Annotated in this window: 19 protein-coding genes and 1 pseudogene; 4 read left to right on the forward strand and 16 right to left on the reverse strand. The window is 31.6% G+C overall.

The window, feature by feature from the left end; translation table 11 throughout:
• The first annotated feature begins 173 nt into the window (after positions 1 to 173).
• Both CRN98_RS01385 and CRN98_RS01390 read left to right on the forward strand, forming a co-directional pair.
• The gene (locus CRN98_RS01385) at positions 174 to 872 is read left to right on the forward strand and encodes an ABC transporter ATP-binding protein (protein ID WP_097025621.1); all 699 of its coding nucleotides are present in this window, start codon (positions 174 to 176) and stop codon (positions 870 to 872) included.
• On the forward strand, positions 872 to 3,115 hold the full coding sequence (locus tag CRN98_RS01390) for an ABC transporter permease (RefSeq protein WP_097025622.1): 2,244 nt from the start codon (positions 872 to 874) through the stop codon (positions 3,113 to 3,115). The genes CRN98_RS01385 and CRN98_RS01390 overlap by 1 nt, the downstream gene beginning before the upstream one ends.
• 140 nt (positions 3,116 to 3,255) lie before the next feature.
• On the opposite strand, the gene CRN98_RS01395 is transcribed toward CRN98_RS01390, so the two are convergent.
• The 11 genes and pseudogenes from CRN98_RS01395 to CRN98_RS01445 form a co-directional block, all read right to left on the reverse strand.
• On the reverse strand, positions 3,256 to 4,605 hold the full coding sequence (locus CRN98_RS01395) for an APC family permease (RefSeq protein WP_097025623.1): 1,350 nt from the start codon (positions 4,603 to 4,605) through the stop codon (positions 3,256 to 3,258).
• A 352-nt stretch (positions 4,606 to 4,957) separates the two neighbouring features.
• Positions 4,958 to 5,830, reverse strand: a complete 873-nt coding sequence (locus CRN98_RS01400) for a polysaccharide deacetylase family protein (protein ID WP_097025624.1) — start codon at positions 5,828 to 5,830, stop codon at positions 4,958 to 4,960.
• A gap of 60 nt (positions 5,831 to 5,890) precedes the next feature.
• Positions 5,891 to 6,061: pseudogene (locus tag CRN98_RS01405) on the reverse strand (ATP-binding protein); the annotation flags it as partial.
• A 104-nt stretch (positions 6,062 to 6,165) separates the two neighbouring features.
• Complete coding sequence (locus CRN98_RS01410; RefSeq protein WP_097025626.1) at positions 6,166 to 7,077, reverse strand: PhzF family isomerase; 912 nt, start codon at positions 7,075 to 7,077, stop codon at positions 6,166 to 6,168.
• Positions 7,078 to 7,137: 60 nt separating this feature from the next.
• A complete protein-coding gene (locus CRN98_RS01415) occupies positions 7,138 to 7,503 on the reverse strand; it encodes a DUF4180 domain-containing protein (protein WP_097025627.1) in 366 nt (121 codons plus the stop codon).
• 48 nt (positions 7,504 to 7,551) lie between these two features.
• Positions 7,552 to 8,868: a sensor histidine kinase gene (locus CRN98_RS01420; protein WP_242960769.1), complete on the reverse strand. Its 1,317-nt coding sequence runs from the start codon at positions 8,866 to 8,868 to the stop codon at positions 7,552 to 7,554.
• Positions 8,861 to 9,553 (reverse strand): response regulator transcription factor, encoded by a 693-nt coding sequence (locus tag CRN98_RS01425; RefSeq protein ID WP_097025628.1) that lies wholly within the window; start codon positions 9,551 to 9,553, stop codon positions 8,861 to 8,863. The genes CRN98_RS01420 and CRN98_RS01425 overlap by 8 nt, the downstream gene beginning before the upstream one ends.
• On the reverse strand, positions 9,525 to 10,781 hold the full coding sequence (locus CRN98_RS01430) for an ArnT family glycosyltransferase (protein WP_097025629.1): 1,257 nt from the start codon (positions 10,779 to 10,781) through the stop codon (positions 9,525 to 9,527). The genes CRN98_RS01425 and CRN98_RS01430 overlap by 29 nt, the downstream gene beginning before the upstream one ends.
• Positions 10,782 to 10,800: 19 nt before the next feature.
• Positions 10,801 to 11,148, reverse strand: coding sequence for a DMT family transporter (locus CRN98_RS01435; RefSeq protein ID WP_097025630.1), 348 nt, complete (start codon positions 11,146 to 11,148; stop codon positions 10,801 to 10,803).
• Positions 11,145 to 11,492, reverse strand: a complete 348-nt coding sequence (locus tag CRN98_RS01440; RefSeq protein WP_097025631.1) for a DUF2304 domain-containing protein — start codon at positions 11,490 to 11,492, stop codon at positions 11,145 to 11,147. Before CRN98_RS01440 ends, CRN98_RS01435 begins: the two co-directional genes overlap by 4 nt.
• Positions 11,493 to 11,509: 17 nt before the next feature.
• Positions 11,510 to 12,190 (reverse strand): glycosyltransferase family 2 protein, encoded by a 681-nt coding sequence (locus CRN98_RS01445; protein WP_097025632.1) that lies wholly within the window; start codon positions 12,188 to 12,190, stop codon positions 11,510 to 11,512.
• 244 nt (positions 12,191 to 12,434) lie between these two features.
• On the opposite strand from CRN98_RS01445, the gene CRN98_RS01450 reads away from it, so the two are divergent.
• Positions 12,435 to 13,178, forward strand: a complete 744-nt coding sequence (locus CRN98_RS01450) for a hypothetical protein (protein ID WP_097025633.1) — start codon at positions 12,435 to 12,437, stop codon at positions 13,176 to 13,178.
• A gap of 15 nt (positions 13,179 to 13,193) precedes the next feature.
• Positions 13,194 to 13,721, forward strand: coding sequence for a hypothetical protein (locus CRN98_RS01455; RefSeq protein ID WP_097025634.1), 528 nt, complete (start codon positions 13,194 to 13,196; stop codon positions 13,719 to 13,721).
• A 67-nt stretch (positions 13,722 to 13,788) separates the two neighbouring features.
• Here the strand turns inward: CRN98_RS01455 and pepF are convergent, their stop codons facing one another.
• The 5 genes from pepF to CRN98_RS01485 all read right to left on the reverse strand — a co-directional run bounded on the left by pepF (position 13,789) and on the right by CRN98_RS01485 (position 18,962).
• Positions 13,789 to 15,597 (reverse strand): oligoendopeptidase F, encoded by a 1,809-nt coding sequence (gene pepF / locus CRN98_RS01460; protein WP_097025635.1) that lies wholly within the window; start codon positions 15,595 to 15,597, stop codon positions 13,789 to 13,791.
• A 233-nt stretch (positions 15,598 to 15,830) separates the two neighbouring features.
• A complete protein-coding gene (locus CRN98_RS01465) occupies positions 15,831 to 16,244 on the reverse strand; it encodes a hypothetical protein (RefSeq protein WP_097025636.1) in 414 nt (137 codons plus the stop codon).
• 524 nt (positions 16,245 to 16,768) lie between these two features.
• Positions 16,769 to 17,395, reverse strand: a complete 627-nt coding sequence (locus CRN98_RS01475) for a hypothetical protein (RefSeq protein ID WP_097025637.1) — start codon at positions 17,393 to 17,395, stop codon at positions 16,769 to 16,771.
• 238 nt (positions 17,396 to 17,633) lie between these two features.
• Entirely contained in the window at positions 17,634 to 18,272 is a 639-nt protein-coding gene (locus CRN98_RS01480) for a hypothetical protein (RefSeq protein ID WP_097025638.1), read from the reverse strand.
• 24 nt (positions 18,273 to 18,296) lie between these two features.
• Positions 18,297 to 18,962 (reverse strand): hypothetical protein, encoded by a 666-nt coding sequence (locus CRN98_RS01485; protein WP_097025639.1) that lies wholly within the window; start codon positions 18,960 to 18,962, stop codon positions 18,297 to 18,299.
• Positions 18,963 to 18,974 lie beyond the last annotated feature (12 nt).

Raw genomic sequence — 18,974 nt, forward strand, 5'->3', positions numbered from 1 at the left:
AATTACCTGTGAGAAAGCTCAAGAACGCTTTTAATTCAGCTGAGAGAATATATGATGAATAATGGAAAAAACGTAGGAGAAGATATATTTGATGAACCTTTTGAATTAAATGACAAAAACTAAATATCACGATTGAACTAATAAAAAATCAAATGTTTGGTGGGAGAAAGTAAATGTTTTTAAAAGTAGAAAATTTAAAGAAAAGCTATAAGACAGGTGATGTAACTACTACAGTTTTAAAAGGTGTAGGAATGAATTTAGACCAGGGTGAGATTGGAATTATACTTGGCCCTTCCGGTTCCGGGAAGTCAACCCTTCTTAATATTATAGGTGGAATTGACAGATGCGACTCCGGTATTGTTTCAGTAGACAATATTGAAATTACTAAATTAAATGATACCAAGCTCACAGACTACAGAAGAGAAAGACTGGGTTTCATATTTCAGTTTTATAACTTAATACCTAATCTTACTGCAGGAGAAAATATAGAGGTTGCTTCAAACATAAGCATATCCCCTCTTAATACTGATGAGGTTTTAAACGCCGTAGGTATGCTTGATAAAAAGCATAGATTCCCCAAGGAGTTAAGCGGTGGTGAACAGCAGAGAGTTTCCATTGCAAGAGCAATAGTTAAAAATCCAAAGCTTTTATTATGCGATGAGCCAACCGGTGCACTTGATTTTTCAACCTCCAGGGAGATATTGAAGCTTCTTCAGAAAATTAACAAGGATTTTGGCTCAACCATACTTATGATAACACATAACACTGCAATCAGTGCTATGGCTAATAAAGTTTATAAAGTACGAAGTGGGGAAATCGTAGAGAGCATGGTTAATAAGACAACTATGCCTGCGGAAAGGATTGAGTGGTAATGATTGTAAATAAAAAAATTAAAAGAACCATGCTGGAAAGCAAATCTCAATACCTTGGTTCCTTATTGCTTATTATTTTTAGCTGCCTTCTTTTTACAATGTTTAATTTACTTTCAGTCAACTTAACCGGACTATTATCTTCTTTTGAAGGAGACTATAAGCAGGAAGATGCCAACTTTATGTCCAGCAAAAAATTAAATAATATTGAAGTTTTAGAATCAAAGTTCAATATGAGCATAGAGGAAACAAAATCAGTTGATTATTCCATATCAAAGGATAAAACACTGAGAATATTCAGAGAAAATACTAAGGTTGATATACCTGCTATAATTGAAGGTAAAACTCTAAGTGGAGGGGATATTCTTATTAATCCCTCCTATGCAAAAGCTAATAAATTAAAGATTGGTGACAGCATAAAAATATATAATAAAAATTTTACTATTTCTGGCTTTATGTCTCTGCCAAATTATATATATCCATTAAAATCAGAATCAGATATACTTAATGATCCAAACAGTTTTGGTATAGCAGTAATAGGAAAAGCTGACTTTGACAGTTTAAATAAAGGAAATAGTTTTTATGCTATAAGATTTAATGGTGATAGAAATAATTTAGATAATAGAATATCTGAATTTAAGGATTACTTAAGAACTGAGGATGTTTTTATCCTAAGATGGATGAACGTAACGGATAACCCAAGAGTAACCTATATGACTGCAAAGCTTAATGGGATTGATGAAATGAGCTCACTTATGCCTATAAGTATACTGCTTCTTACCTGCATACTAACAGGTATAGTAATGTGGAGAATGCTAAAAAGAGAAGCTGTTATTATAGGAACTCTTTATTCACTAGGTTATAGAAAGAAAGAGATTATGAAACACTATCTTTTATATCCTTTAGTAATCTCATTATTAGATGGTGTAATTGGAACTATACTTGGAACCATGACCTTAAGACCTATGATTTCCTATTATGTGTCATACTTTAATATACCTATAAGTTCTTTAAGCTTTAATATAAGTTATCTTGTAATAAGCGTTCTGCTTCCGGTAATCTTTTTAATTATCTGCGGCTATTTTGTTGTAAATAAATCACTTAAAGATTCACCTGTTGAACTTATGAGAGGCGGAAAGGAAAAGAATAAAGTTAGTTTTATAGAAAGGGCAGTAAAGCTTCATAAGCTAAGCTTTAATACCAAGTTTAAAATAAGAGAACTGCTTAGAAGCATACCAAGAAGTGGATTTCTTCTACTTGGCATTATTATGGCGACTATGCTGCTTTTAATGGGCTTTGCGGCAAAGAGTTCTATGGACTACTTAATCAAAGATTCTTTTAGTGAAGCATTTAAATATAATTATCAATATGTATTTAATTCTGCTGAAAATGGTAAACCTGAAAAAGGTGAAGCTTTCTCTGAAATACCATTTGCATTAAAATCAGATAGTAAGCTAACTTTTACGGTGTATGGTGTAAGTCCTAATTCTCAGTATATTTCCTTTAAAGATAAAGCAGGAAATGTATTGAAATCTGATAAAGTTATTATAACAAGACCTCTAGCTGATAAGCTTAATATAAATTCAAAGGATACTGTTAGCGTTATTAACAGGCTGGACTCAAAAGAGTACAGCATAACAGTTGATAGTATAGCAGAAACTTACGTAGGTAATTATATTTATATACCTCTTGATAAACTTAATGATATGCTGAGATTCCCATCAGGCAGCTATACTGGACTATGGAGTTCAGAAAGAATAGATATTCCAGAAAACAAATTACTAGCTGCTGTAACGGTTGATGATATGAGAAATGCCTTTAATACAATGACGAAGCCCCTTCAGGCTGTTATTGGCGGTATAGCTTTTATCTCCTTTATAATTGGACTTATAGTAATATATGTTGTCACTTCCCTTACCATAGAGGAAAATAAGGAAAATATATCTCTAATGAAGGTCTTAGGATACAGAAAGAAGGAAATTTATTCTTTGATTTTAAACAGTTCCTCCTTTATAGTAGTAATCGGCTATATTCTTGGAGTCCCACTGCTTCTTGCATCCTTAAGTGCTATGTTTAAATCAATAACCAAAGATATGAGTGTCTCCTTCCCCGTAACTATAAATTATATTTATGTTTTAGTTGGTTTTGTTATAATATACTTAACCTATGAACTATCAAAGTTATTAAGCAGAAGAAAGATAAATAGAATTTCCATGGCTGAAGCTTTAAAATCTCGAATGGAATAAAATGCCATAAATCTAGTATGGGAATAATGACATAATAAAATTGATAAAAAAGCAAAAGTTTCCTCATAACAAAAATAAAAAAATAAGTGGCTCATAGCATTTTTCCATGAGCCACTGGATTAATTAATCAAAAGGTCTTATTACTTAGACCTTGACTTGTCAAAGAACACACCTATTAACATAATCACTGCAAAGGTAATAAGATACCATACAACTGCCATCTTATGGGAGAAACATGCCGCAACAATCATAAACAAGCAGCCGCAGATGGCAAGAATAGGAGCTACAAAACGCTTGAAAACACCCAAATCTTTTTCCTTTTTAATGAGCATAATGAAAATGGGAATATATGCAGCATAAATTGTAACGATAGGAAGCTCTGTCATGTCGAAGTTAAAGAATCCAAACCATGACTCGGTAAGCTGCGAGCCATAGAAGTAAAGGAGCCATATCCCACAGAACAGCAAACCAAGAATAGCAGAGTTTGTTGGCATATTTGTTGCCTTATCTACCTGTTTGTATACGTTTGGCGCAGGTCCCATATCACGAGCAGCCAGAGCATATATACCACGAGTACAGCCCAGCATGAGACCATTCAGAGTCCCCAGGCAGGAAATTACAACGAACACGAACAGCGCAGTACCGCCAACCTTTGAGAAAACTTTCTCGAAAGCCATTCTGACACCTTTCTGACCACTCTCCATCAAGGCTGCGTTACTCACTGCTCCTGAAAGTCCGATATAGTAAAGTATATAGGTAACAACTACAAGAACCGTTCCAATAACCAGGGCTTTAGGAAGGTTTTTCTTAGATTCCTTCAATTCAGCATTTATGGAGGTTGCAATAATCCATCCCTCATATGCAAAAGCGGTAGCTACAACAGCAGTAAACAGAGCATTGCCTGTGCTGACCTGCTTAGTTATGGTGGTAAAGTTTGCAACGGTCATACCGGTTGATAATCCCACTATAGTACCCACAACAGCCATGATTAATAGCGGAACTAGCTTAATTGTAGTTGCTGCTACCTGGAACTTACCGGCAAGCACGGGGGACAATGCATTAACAGCATAACTTGTTACCAGATAGAAGCTGGTGATTGCTAATGCTTCCGGCCCGACGATATTAAAATCCAACAACACACAGGTATAGCGAGCTGAAACCCATGCCAGTGCAGCTGTAAGGGTTGGATAATAGATAGTAGACATAAACCACCCGATGTAATATCCATACTTTTTGCCCATTGAAACCTCTGCATAGTCTACAATACCATTAACATACTCATAACGGGTTGCCATAATGGAAAATGTATACGCACATACTACCATGATTGCGCCACCGATAAGCCATGCTAGGATACCTAACAGCAAGTTACCGCCAGTTGCGGCAAGTACCTTTTCTGCTTTAAAAAACACACCGCTTCCGATAACGATGCCCACTACCATAGCAATAGCGGTGATTAGTCCATACTTCTTGTTAAGATTTGATTCCAACTTTCATCCCTTCTTTCTTATAATTATAATGATGCTTGAAACATGTAGTTTCCATATATATATATTCTGACTAAAGCATTTATGCTTACAATCATATGCACATTCTTACTGTGAGGGCTTGTACTTTTTTTGCTACATACTTTAGTATATAAATCTCCTAATACTTAGAAAAGGAACGAATTTTACCTATGCAAAAATTCGTTCCTTTTTACCACTTTTGTTATTAAATATATAAATTAAATTGTGGAAAATGATCTTTAAGGGGGAAAGCCTAGTACAGAGATAGATGGAATACTCTTTAAAGCAATAATAGAGTTTAATATATAGAAAAACCAGAGGAGACCTGATTTTTCTATTTTTTACTGTTTAGGATCTGCATTCCCATGCCAGGGAACATTCTGACTCTAGTTAGTGTATATAATCCATCCGATTGTTTGGCATGCCCAGGTTTAGTAGTAAAGCCTATTTTATATCCTGCAGTTTTCGCTGCTTTTATAGTATCTGCATTATACCTTCCCACAGGGTAACATATACAATCTATATTTTTATTCAATAGTTTACTTAAGGCCTCTTTAGACCGTACTAATTCATCCAGTTGTTTTTGATATGGAAGTACATTTAACTCGTGATGTGAAGCCGTATGGCTCTGAAAGTCTATATTATTAGCATACATCTCTCTAATTTGTTCTTCATTAAGCACAGAATGTTGCCCAATTGAATCAGTTATCAAAAATATAGTAGCTTTAAAATTATATTTTTTTAATATTGGATAGGCCTCTGTATAGTTATCAACGTAGCCATCATCAAATGTTAATGCAACAGGCTTAAGAGGTATATCTTTACCTGTAGTAAGCATTGAATATACTTCATCTAAAAATAAGGGAGTAAATCCATTATCCTTTAACCATTTAATCTGTTTATCAAACTCTTGTGGTGTAATTATTAAATTATTTGTACTTTTAACATTTATTGAATGGTACATTAATACAGGTATTTTAACTGCAGCTGAATCCAAATCTCGTTTTGATAATGCTTCATGTTTTACAGGTTCGTAAGTTTTATATTTAATATTAGAATTTTTTTCAGTTAGCAACTGTCTATTCTCAGCTGCAGGATTTGATTTATAAATATCACAAGCAATAACATTAGAATACGAAATCATCTGAGCAGCGAAAATGAATACAATAAATATAGATAGTAATCCTTTTGTTTTTAAATTATTCATCGTATCACCCCATTAAATAATAATATGTAATATTATTATAAGCTTGTGCAATAATACAATTTAAATACATAAGATTTTAGAATTTAATTCTATATTGATTACAAACTTATCAGCTTCATTTTTCGCCCATATCTTTCCTTTATGCAGTTCTACTACACTTTTTGCAATGGCTAGCCCCAATCCTGATCCTGAAACTTCTGAGTTTCTTGATTCATCTGCCCTATAAAATCTATTGTTAACTATAAAAAAGCGGCTGTATCCTTATATTGGATTACAACCGCATACTTTTTATTTATTGGATGAAACACCAAGTTCCTTGAAGCACTCATTCTGATTTAATCATTTAATAATAATTGGGATTTAAATATTATTACAGCATTTCCAGAAACCTTAACTTCAACAGGTTCTTTATCTTCTATTTTTACCTCAACTTCAATAATACCTGGTCGTTTTATAGCTTCACCTTGCTTAGCCTTGAATCTAAACAAAGAATTATTGTGCTTAACAAGATTATGATGAACAAGATATGCACCTAATGGACCATTGGCATTGCCAGTAACAGGATCCTCATTAATACCTATTGCAGGTGCAAACATTCTTCCGTGTATTAAGATATCACTATCTTGTGAATTAATCGTAAAAACATAATATCCATTACATTTAATAATCTTGCTCAATCTAGAAAGTGCATCATAGTCTGGCTTTAATGTATTTAAAGTATCAATGCTTTTTATACCAATCATAACCTTAGAATGACCTGTTGATACAATTTGAACTTCATAGTTTTCCATCAAATCATTATTTGTTATATTAAGAGCCGATAGAAGTTCTTTTTTATTTGACCCATCAATAGTTGTACCAAACTCAATTTTCCCCTGTGTCATAACAATTTTGTAATCCTCATTTTCCTTTATTATATCCACAGGCAAAATTCCAGCACCTGTTTTATGATAAACCCTTGAAGTATCGAGTCCATTTTCAACAGCACGGGCATAATGAGCAGCAATAGTGGCATGCCCACAAATTGGCACTTCATTTGTTGGAGTAAAAAAACGTATATGAGCATCATACTCATTGCTATTTGAAGAAAAGATAAAGGCTGTCTCAGAATTATTAAGTTCTCTAGCTATTTTTTGCATTTCATAATCAGTTAATCCATCTGCATTTGTTATTACTCCTGCTGGATTTCCTGTGAATTTTTCCTTTGTAAATGAATCGATTTGATATAAATTATATTGTCTTATCATGATTCCCCCCCTAAATGTACTGTGAATTTATAAATTACACTTCACTTTTTTAGTTTAAGGTTAAGCATCGCTCAATTTTTCAATAGCTTCTTTTTCACTTGACAAAAAAAATATATCCTTTCCCTTGTTGCTTTCATAGATGAAATCTCTTAAGCTCTTGCTTGAATACATAGAAAAATCACCGATTATTGCAATTTTCATTTGATAATTAATAAACTTTTGCAAAATCTCTCCTGCAAGTCGTGTTTTCAATTTAAAAAACTCCTCGCATATTGCAGACTTATTTAAAATTATACGATCACAGTCTGTTTCATATCTTACTGTCCCAATGAAATCCAATGATGATTGAACATCAGTTATCAAAGTCTCGCTGCTATTTACAATAGCAATTCCTATATCATTCTCTTTTATTATAGTTATTTCCATAATTATCCCCTAATAAGTTAATATTTTTCCTTACAATATAAACATTCTTTATGTAAAAGAAGTATTTAGTTCAACATTTATTTTAACTCTATTTGCTTCAGATTCTGCACTTATAGTACCATCATGAAGCTCCACAATACTTTTTGCAATAGCAAGTCCAAGGCCAGAGCCTGACATCTTTGAATTTCTTGATTTATCAACTCTATAAAACCTTTCAAAAAGCAGTGGCAATACTTCTGTTGGTATTGTGTCCCCTTGATTTTCAAATGATAAAATTACCTTTCCCCTGTTTTGAATTATTGAGACAAATATTTTGCTGTTTAATTCTTTGTAACTGTACTTAATTGAATTTGAGAGTATATTCTCAAAGGTTCTTGCCATCAAATCCGAATCAACATCTACATATATTTCAGGGCTTGAACACTCTATTTCAAAGGAAAGATTATTTTGTTTTGCTAAGATGGACATTTCTCCAAGAAGCTGGTCTATAAGCTCCACAATGTTAACAGTAGTTTTATTAACTCTTATAACTCCATTGGTAATTTTAGTAAATTCAAATAAATCCTCAATAAGTTTTTTTAGTCTTAACGATTTTAAATAGGCTCTTTCAATATAATCATTCATAGTTACCTCACCATCATAATTTTTATCCTTAACAAGAGTCAAGTAGCCTATGATAGTTGTAAGCGGTGTTTTCAAATCATGAGATACATTAGTAATAAGTTCATTTTTAGTTTGCTCAGCTCTTCTTTCATCTTCAATTTTATTTTTCAATTCTACTGACATTTTATTTATGTTTTTTGCAAGAATTTTAAACTCATCATTTCCTCTTTCTGCTACTTTAAAATCTAAATTACCCTTAGAAATTTCCTGAATACCAGTTGTAATTTCCTTTATGTACTTAATTTTTCTCCTTGTTAAAAGATGAAAAACTAATATGTATGCTGGCACAGCCCAAAGTAAGGATATAAACATATGCCAATCAGTAATATTAAATGCAATAAGATATACACTACCTGCTACCAGAATGCTGATCACATTGGCTACAAACACTTCCATACCAATGTTTCTCATTATATATTTTTGATTAACACTGTGAATTCCAATTAATATGTTCTTAATTTTCCTAACTTTATTTCCAAAAACGAAACATACTATAAATACAATAAATCCAGTTATGGAATAGCTATTAAGCAGCCTCCATCTATATGAATATGGAAAATAATATAGTATATCAAAATAAGATAATATCAACGGGAATATCACAGCCAAAGTAAGACTTACCAAAAATCTTATTATCAGTGAGATTTTTTTTAATGTGTTACCCTTTAGTACAATGACCTTTTCTGTCTCATTACTAGCCAACTTTATAGCCTACCCCCCATACTACCTTTATATATTTGGGATCCTTAGGATTTATTTCTATCTTCTCTCTTATGTTTCTAATATGAACTGCAACTGTGCTTTCTGATTCATAGGCTGGTTCATTCCAAACACGCTCATATATTAACTTAGTATTTAAAACTCGTCCCCTGTTTCTAGCCAAAAACTCTAAAATAGAAAACTCCGTTGGAGTAAGCTTTATTTCCACCTCGTCTACTTTAACCTGATGGGTTGCTGTATTGATTCTAAGTCCTCCGATTTCAATTTCCTCGGATTTTGTTTCCTTATGTTCAGTAATCATTGCACATCTTCTGAGCTGGGATTTAACCCTTGCCACAATCTCAAGTGGGTTAAATGGTTTTGTTACATAATCATCTGCACCTGTATTTAAACCAAGTATTTTATCAATATCCTCGCTCTTTGCGGAGAGCATTATTATAGGAACATTTTTATCCTTCCTTATTTTCATACACGCCTGAATGCCATCCATTTTAGGCATCATGACATCCAGTATTATTAAATCAATCTCTTCTCTCTCAAGCACATCAAGAGCTTCAATTCCATCCTCAGTTTTAATAACACAATATCCCTGATTAACAAGGTATATCTCAAGTAAATCTCTGATATCTTCTTCGTCATCAACAATTAGAATTCGCTGCTTTTCCACACTTCAACCTCCTTATAATGAATTCATATATTCCATACCCTGCTATAATGAACACCATAGGCATTATTGGATAGGAGTATCTTGACATTGTAAAATATGGAAGATAAATTAAATTAAAAAATAAAACTGTGGTAAATATAAATAAAAAGTCTCTATTCCTTTTTATAAAAAGTCTAATACTTTCAACTATTGCAAGTATTAAAGCCAACCAATGAAAGATGATTGCAGCATAAAAGCTAACCCCCAGGATTTCCTTCCAATAGAATGGAGCATTCCAAAGATTCCATGACTTCCCGATGGTATACCAGTAAGCATATTTCAATGGTTCTTTGACTGCATAGGTTTTTAGTCTATATAAGCCTGCATTGATCTCATTTTGGTTTGTTTCAATTGTTGTTTTACCTGACTTATATGGAGTATAATCAACGCTTTGATCATAATTGACATAGGTTCCCTGTAAAAAGGGATTACCAGATGAAAGTGTTAATGGTATAAATTTATGAAAAACCACATAATTTCTAATCCACCATGGGCTCATAACAATTGAAAATGCAAGGGTTGTAACCATTGTGAACTTCACCATATCTTTGAGTGTATATTTTTTTATTATCCATATAATAAGTACAATGCCTGGATATGCTGCTAGTGTTGGTCTAACAAGGCATCCAAATCCCCATATAATTCCTCCTATAGTATAGTATAACAAATTTTTCTTTTCAATAGCATATAAGGAAACATATATAAGCAGAAGAAGTAAAAACTTAAAGAGTATTTCAGTTAAAATAACTGTAGTTGCATAGTATTCCGCAATATATAATGAATTTAAGAAGCAACCTAAAATAGCTGCTCTGCTGTTAAAAATCTTTCTTCCTATTAAAAATATAAGGTACATTGATGCTGCTTGAAGGACAGCTTGAAAAATTCGAAATGCGGTTATTCCTCCAAACTTTCCAAATATCTTTACGAAAAATGCTAATGTATAGGGCAGTCCAGGCATTATAAAAACCGTTGGCTCATCGACCCTGTTGTAAATAAAGTGTCCTTTGTCTGCAAGTTCCCAAGCGCTTCTTATATATTTAATATCATCGTTATCAAACTTTTCAAAACTTCCAAGATAGTTTTCAGTTCCATATCTTAAAGTTGCATATAGATTCACTATAAAAAATATTGCAATTATAACAATTAAACTTATTTTAACCCATTTATCTTCGTTTTTTATACTAAACATTACTTTTCCTCCTGCTTAACTATTTAATGGAAACAAAGCACGCTCCCAATACAATTAATCCAATTCCAAACCATCTGGTTAGCGGTATATTTTCCTTAAAAATTAAAAGAGCAACTAGTGCTGCAGCAACATAGCAAAGGCTTTGAAGCGGATATACCAGCGATAACTCTGCCTTTGATAAAATATAAAACCATATTATAGTGGCTAATGAATATATAGCTAGTCCTCCAAAGATGTAAGGATTAATTATCATCTTTATAATCCCACGAACAGTAAATTCCAAATCCATGCCTGACAGTCCAATTTTCCATAAAGTCTGCCCTACAACAAGGAATATTATATTTAATAAAAGCATTAGGTATATCATCTATTAACCTCACTTTCATTACTGCAGCTTTTAATTATTCCTATCTCCTGAGTAAGGGATGTAATTTTGCTTTGCATTTTCGATATCACTAAATTTAAATAAAATATCAATATTAAAAGAAAAATAATACCCGTTACAAATAAAAAAGCTGGTGCATAAGAAATTCCAACTTTCCTTGCCATATCCTCGGTAAGATTTATATCAAGAGAAAATATAATAAGTGTCAAACTTATTGAAACCCAAAATATACTGTATTTAAAATCAAGCATCCTTTTTTTAACGAAATATAATGTGCCAATTAAAAACAAAATAGAAAGCACGAGACAATATGTGTATGGTTTCATAAAAACACCTCATTTCATTATGGTTGAAGTAAAATTGCGCATGTAACTTTAATCATGTAGTAAATTGATTTCAATGGTGTAATGGAAGATTTTCCTCCTTGCCGTTTCTTCATATCAACTGATATTTCCTTAATCCTTACTCCCCTTTTGGAAGCATATACTATTGTTTCAACCTCAGGATAATCTCTAGGATAATATTTGGCGAAAATATTAATAACCTTTCTATTAACAGCTCTGTAGCCTGAGGTGGTATCAGAAAAATCACTTCTGCATACAAAAGATACGAGCTTTGAAAAAAAATTAATCCCAAGCCATCTCATTTTAGTTGATTCATAGTCGGTTTTCTCAGCAAACCTAGAACCTATAACCATATCTGCTTCATCCTTTTCAATTGAGTCAATCAGTCTAGAAAGATCCTTTGGATCGTGTTGTCCGTCTCCATCCACCTGAATTACAACATCATACCCTTTCCTGTTTGCATAAATATATCCAGTTTGAACAGCCCCTCCAATACCAAGGTTTTGTGGAAGATCTATAACAAATGCCCCAGCCCTTTGAGCTTCAACTCCAGTTAAGTCTCTTGAACCATCATTGATTACCACCACATCCACCTCTGGATTATTAAATTTTACTGCATTAACAACTCTAAAAATATTTTTTTCTTCATTGTATGCAGGTATTGCAACCATAACTTTCATATAATGCTAACCTCCCCTAAAATTTCCATAATTTTATTCTAAAGCATATTTTTAAAGAACTTCCTTAGAAATTATTAAGATTTTCGAAAGATACTCGCAATAATATAAAAGTTTTATACTTTACCTTAATCTTAAAATATAGTTATAAATGAACAAAGGCTATTGTTGAAAAATAATACATATTATTGAATATCATGGCAATATTTGTTATTATTGAAATAAGGAATGTGGGGGGATGATATTTATGAACAAGTTTAACAAAATTGCTATACCTATGGTGGCGTCAATATTACTTTGCACTTCAAATGTATTTGCTGCAGGAGAAAATCTGTCTGGTAATGGAAAAGCAGATATATCCTTAGTAAGTACTAGTCAATTAGCCAGTTCAAGTGATCTTTATACAGTTGATGGAACAGGACAATTCAGCGGCTATAAGATATTAAAGGGCTACCCGAATGAAAATAAGTTCCGGGTTTATTTTTATGGAGATATAAACTCCTATTGTGTTTCATCTCAAGATTTGAGAGGAATTAATTTAAATGAAGTTGTAACATGGACATACAATGGTGTAACACATAGGAATACTAAAGGAGAATTGTACAACATTTTCTCAGATGCTACTTGGATTAAAAGTCAGTTGGGAGTAAGTGGGGGTACTCTGTCAGAAGAATGGTTTGAGAAGGTATTTGGTAACACTTATGTAGAATGGTTTGAAGGGATGGCTTATTCTTGTGAAGCAGAAAGACTTGTGGAAAAGTATTTTGAGAAAACAGGACAATCTAGAATAATTAATAATGTAACACTAACTCCAGATTTTGAATATGAAATAAAAACTGATTTTAAAGAAGTAGATGGAGAAACATATTTTCAAGCTTACGATAAACAAGGAAATTTATTAGGCAATTATTCAGATGGTGATGATTATAATCTTATAATGGCTAAGTATGAGAAACTAGAAACGCTGCCACCAAAGTTATCTGATGGATGAATAAATACTAATTTATTGCAAAAAATTTATGGTTTAGAAATTAAGGAAGATGGTAATGATCTTGTATTTCAAACCAATCCAATCGTTACTAATTATCAAGAATTTTTGAGATTAAAGCTACCTAATGGATGGTTAACTGACGATACTAAAGAAGCTAAAGTTAATGGAGTTAAGCTAAAAAAATATACGATTGAAGATAATATGCTTAATAGTGAATGGATTGATAGGCGTACGCTTGATCAAGAATATGGGATATATTGTGGCATTGGAAATAGCATAAATGATTTTAAACTATATTCCCCATATGATAGCGATACTGGAGTAAGATCAGTACTTTTTTCAGGAACATGGCCTTCAGAATGGCAAGAAAACAAAAATCAGATTGAGACAGATGTGGATGGACTTCGAATAAAGCGTGAGAATAATTTAGATTATTTTAATGTAAGAGACCTACAGAAACTTAATATTCTCCCTAATACAAAAGCAACCAGAGTAATTTATCTAAATATAAAGGACTTACAAGAAATAGGATTAATTAAATAGATCACTAAAAATAACAAAAACACTCTCATACAGGGTGTTTTTGTTATTTTTCAAGTAATGGGAGAAGTTACGCTTCAATTTCTTCAGTGAGCTTAACTATCTCATCAATTATGCTGCCAATATACTCAATAGTATCAAGAAGCGGCTTATCTGTAGTTATATCTACTCCTGCCATTTTCGCAAGTTCTACCGGTGTTTTGGTTGAACCTGCTGCAAGTACTGCTTTCCAATCATCTATAGCTTGTTGTCCTTCTTTTAATATTCTCTTGCTGACTTCTGTTGCTATAGTAAGCCCTGCACTATAAGTGTAAGAATAAAGTCCCATATAATAATGAGGCTGCCTCATCCAGGTTAATTCTGCTCCGTCAATTATCTTTACCTCATCTCCCCAGAACTTTTCAAGTACTTCTTTCTTTATTTTACTAAGAGTTGAAGGCTGAACGCTTCCTCCTTCATCAATTATTCTGTATACTTCTCTTTGATAAGCTGCTTCCAAAAGATGAGTTACAAAATTATGATAATAAGTATGGCCAATCATTGAAGATAAAACCCATCTTCTAAACCTTTTATCATTATTAGTCTTTAAAAGGTAATTTGCCATAAGAAGCTCATTCATGGTGGATGGTGCTTCTACGAAATACATAGAAACATCTACATCAAATATATTTTGACTTTTATTGCATAATCTGAAGTGACCTGCATGTCCAAGTTCATGAGCTAAGGTAAATACCTCTGCCATCTTTTCACTCCATGATAGTAATATGAAAGAATGACTTCCATAAGGACTTGCACAGAATCCTCCTGTGGATTTCCCCTTATTTTGCGCAAAGTCAATCCATCTCTCATCGTAGGCTTTTTTCACCATTTTTAAGTAATCATCACCTAATACAGCCAAAGCGTCTTCAATATATTTTTTAGATTCTTCTATAGTTACATTAGGGTCATATTCCGGATCCACTGCAATCTTCAAGTCTGCAAAAGTCATTTCATCAAGTTTGTGTATTTTCTTTAAGAGTTTTGCATACTTTCTCATATGAGGTGCCAGTTTCTCAGTTATAAGATCTATCTGTCTGTTATATAAATCGCTATAAACCTTTTGAGGGAACAGTAAACTATCTATAACAGAGTCAAAACCTCTTAAGGCAGCTATATTTTTTTCTTTCTGCACTTGAACCTGATAAGCTGCAGCTGTAGTATATTGATATTCTCTTAATTTATCTGAAAATGCTTTAAAAGCATCCCTGCGCACCTTTGCATCACTTTCATACTCATATTCATTTTCGAAAAGTGCATAACTAAGGGGATATTCTTTTTCATCTACAGTAAAGCCTTTAAAATCCATATCTGCATGCTTAGCTTGCTCATAAACTTGATAAGGTGCCTCCAAAGTTCCAGATAAAGCAGCTAATACTCTTTCTACTTCTGGATGAAGTGCATGTGCCTTTTCCCTTTTTTTGTCCTTTAAATAATTGCTGTTTTCTTTGGAAGCACTTATTGCAGCATCTAAAACCTCATCATCAGCTTGGATGATTTCACTTTTTATAAAACTTAATCTGCTTTCAATGTCGGATATTATATTTATCATTTTAGAATATCTATCCTGATTTTCATTATTTGTATAATCCACTGAAACTAAAAGCTCTACATAAGAACTTGTAAGGCCTATAAATTCATATAATTTTCTTAGTTCATCTAAACATTCATTAATCTTGCTTGCTGTATTCAATTCACCTTTATATTCTTTTTCAATCTTCAAAGCAAGCTCTTTCATCTCTTTTACAGCTGATTGAAATTTTTCATCTGTAGCATAAATAGCAGATAAATCCCAAGTAAGTGCTTGATCTATATCTTTTCTCTCCTTTAGAACTTTTCCCATTAACAATGCCCCCTTTTATATATCTTCAACGCAACTTACATTTTATACCTTTTTATTCGTTCAGTCTACTTAAATTACTTATAAGTGTTATCTATTATGCAATATTATAGGAACCCTTTTATTTTGGGTTGTACACTTAAACGGTTCACCTTTTGTAATTCTAAAACCTTACAAAATACAAAAAACCGTACTAGATTTTTCCAATACGGCTTACGGTTAACCTAATTTTAATTCTATATACGAGGTGTAACTCCAGTTATAATTAATGTTGACCATTCACTATCTTCATTATTAATCCACTGGCATTCCACATCTAAATATTTAAGCCATGCATTAAGTCCATAACTTTTCTTACTTATGTTAGGAGATTTTCTGCCATGATGTTCTTTTATAACCTCTAGCAATTTAGTTTGCTCATCCTTACCTAACTCTTTATCTACTAATTCTAGTACTACTTCAAGACATTCTGTATATGCTCTTCCATCCCCAAGATAAATTTCATCTGAATAAACTTGTCTTTCCTTATTTAAAGCATCAATAATTTCATTAATTTCTTCTTTATTAGATAAGTAATACTTTGCTCTTCTTAAAGCTTCAATGTCTCCATCTAATTTATTTATCTTCTTCTCTAAACTTTCTTTTATCATAAACATACTCTCTTTTCATATATTAATTAGTCTTCATTAAATACATTAATAAAGACCAATTAATTATACCAGTAATAATATATTATTACTATTTATTTTTATATTTAAATTTTATTATTATTTAGATATAGATTTTTATACACTAAGTTATACATAACGCTTACTAGTTATATTGGGAGGTGAATAATATGACTTATGTATTGTGCGGGAACATAATATATTATAATTTTTCTCTTTCTTTTTTAGTTGTCCTTGTATACGGTTCACCGTATAACTTTTAAGTGAGTTTTTCCCATCTTATTCCTCTGTATATATTCTACATAATTATGATATATAGTTGAATGTGAGCTATTGGCATCACTCACCTTTCTTTCGGAAGGAGGTGGTAATTATGAGTAACGATGATTTAATGTTACTATTTACAGCAGCTTTATTCTTAATAGCACTGTTAACATTTGTAGTGTTACTTATAGAAAAAATCCCAGATGGTTCTTCTACTCTATCTGAGATTTTTAAATATTATTTTATAGTGGTGATCCACAATATTCGCATTCTACAACACTAGTAGTTATCTTATTTTGAGCTCCACAACATTTACATGTTACAACTTTCGCCTCAATTTTTGACTCATAGTTAGGTGTAGTCTCATTGATATTTCCCTTACTTTGTTGTGGTAAAACTATTTCGTTAGTACTATTATTTATATAGGCACCTTGGAAATATTCATTATTAATCATATCATTTAAATCTTTTCTTACAACATTTGTAGGTAAAGACATAGCCTCTGCAATGTTATCTATAATAAGTTGTTTTTCATTTGTAATTATAGAAGTATATTTTTCATATTTTTCAGCCTTAAAAGCAAGTTTTTTTGAAAGCCTAAACAATGCTACTCCTACAACAAAAAATAATATAGTAGGTGCAATACTTTCTTTTGTATTATCTGAGGAGGTTAATGTCACTAATATACCTACTGCAGTCATAAGAAAGCAGAAATATGATATATATCTTGCAAATCCCCTCTTCTTATTAATGTTAATTCGCTTGTATATTAAGTACATTCCAAATGGCCAAAACACTATAATAAATATTATAATTACAGGCCAAGAATATAGTGTTTTTACTTTCTTTTTATAATCATTATTATTCATTTATTTTCTCCAATACCTTAGAATTTATATTGATCCTTTTTTTATACTCTTCATCTTTATATTTCTTTTTTTATAAGAAAAGAAAGTTCTTTTAAATACTCTGATAAATTTTACTTAATAGTTCTTTATATTCACTGTACTCACTATCATTATTTATTATTATATATAGTAACTTAGCAATTAAATATAAAAACCTCAGATAGTCCTTCTACTCTATCTGAGATTTTTAGGTATTATTTTATAGTGGTGATCCACAATATTCGCATTCTCCAACACTAGTAGTTACCTTATTTTGAGCTCCACAGCATTTACATGTTACAACTTTCGCTTCAATTTTGGACTCATAGTTAGGTGTAGTGTCATTTATATTTTCCTTATTTGGTTGTGGTAAAACTATTTCGTTAGTACTATTATTTATATAAGCACCTTGGAAGTATCCATTATTAATCATATTATTTAAGTCTTTTCTTACAACATTTGTAGGTAGAGACATATCCTCTGCAATGTTATCTATAATATATTCATTTTCATTTATAATTATAGAAATATATTTCTTATATTTTTCTGCATCAGAAATAAGTTTTTTGGAAAGTATATACAATGCTACTCCTAAAACAAGAAATGATAAAGTCACTTTAAAATCTTCACTCATGAATCCGTTAACTAAATAAACTATTGTCCCAATTGCAACGATAAAGAAGCATAAATATGACAAACATCTTACAATCTTACCAATTATAAACCCTGCCATCTTGTCAATTTTAACTCGCTTATATACTAAGAATATTCCTACTGGCCAAAATACTATAATAGATATTATAATTACAAGCCATGAATATAGTGGACTTATCTTCCTCCTATAATCATTATTATTCATTTATTTCCCCCTATACATTAAAAATTATATTGATCCTTTTTTTATACTCTTCATCTTTATATTTCTTTCTTTTATAAGAAAAGAAATTTCTTTTAAGTACTCTGATAAATCTTCTTTGTTTTCTGATATACCTTCTATCTTTTGTAGCAAGGAACCTTCCATACCACATTCTGATGAAATATCACTATATTTTATATCCTCATAAATTTTGTTTAATTGTTCATTGTACTCACTATACTCACTATCATTCAAGTAAGATTGAATCCTACTTTCACATTCAATCATTATATCCTCTACAGCTAAAGTCTTATTATCAATTTTATTTATATGATCTGCAAAATTATTTAGATTAACTACTACTATGCCTGTAATCCCCATTAACACAACATTTATTATTATATATAAAGTTAAAAATACCATTAAGAAATTAACAAATACTAAAGCTAACACTATAGTAGAAAAAAGATATAATACTACAGCTGTAATTACGCTACTTCTTAATACTTCCTCTTTAGTCTTTGCTATTATAAACAAAGTCACTACTTCAGCTAAAATTACGAAAAAGAATGATAATAGCACCATAGGAACCTTAATTATATTTCTACATCCGATAAAATAAATAAGGATTGTTACAAAAAATAAAATTCCTCCACTTATAAGTATACTTTTTGACCATTTATCTTCACTCATTCTATATCCTCC

Source organism: Clostridium peptidivorans (genome assembly GCF_900205925.1).
GTDB classification, from domain to species: Bacteria; Bacillota; Clostridia; order Clostridiales; family Clostridiaceae; genus Clostridium_AK; species Clostridium_AK peptidivorans.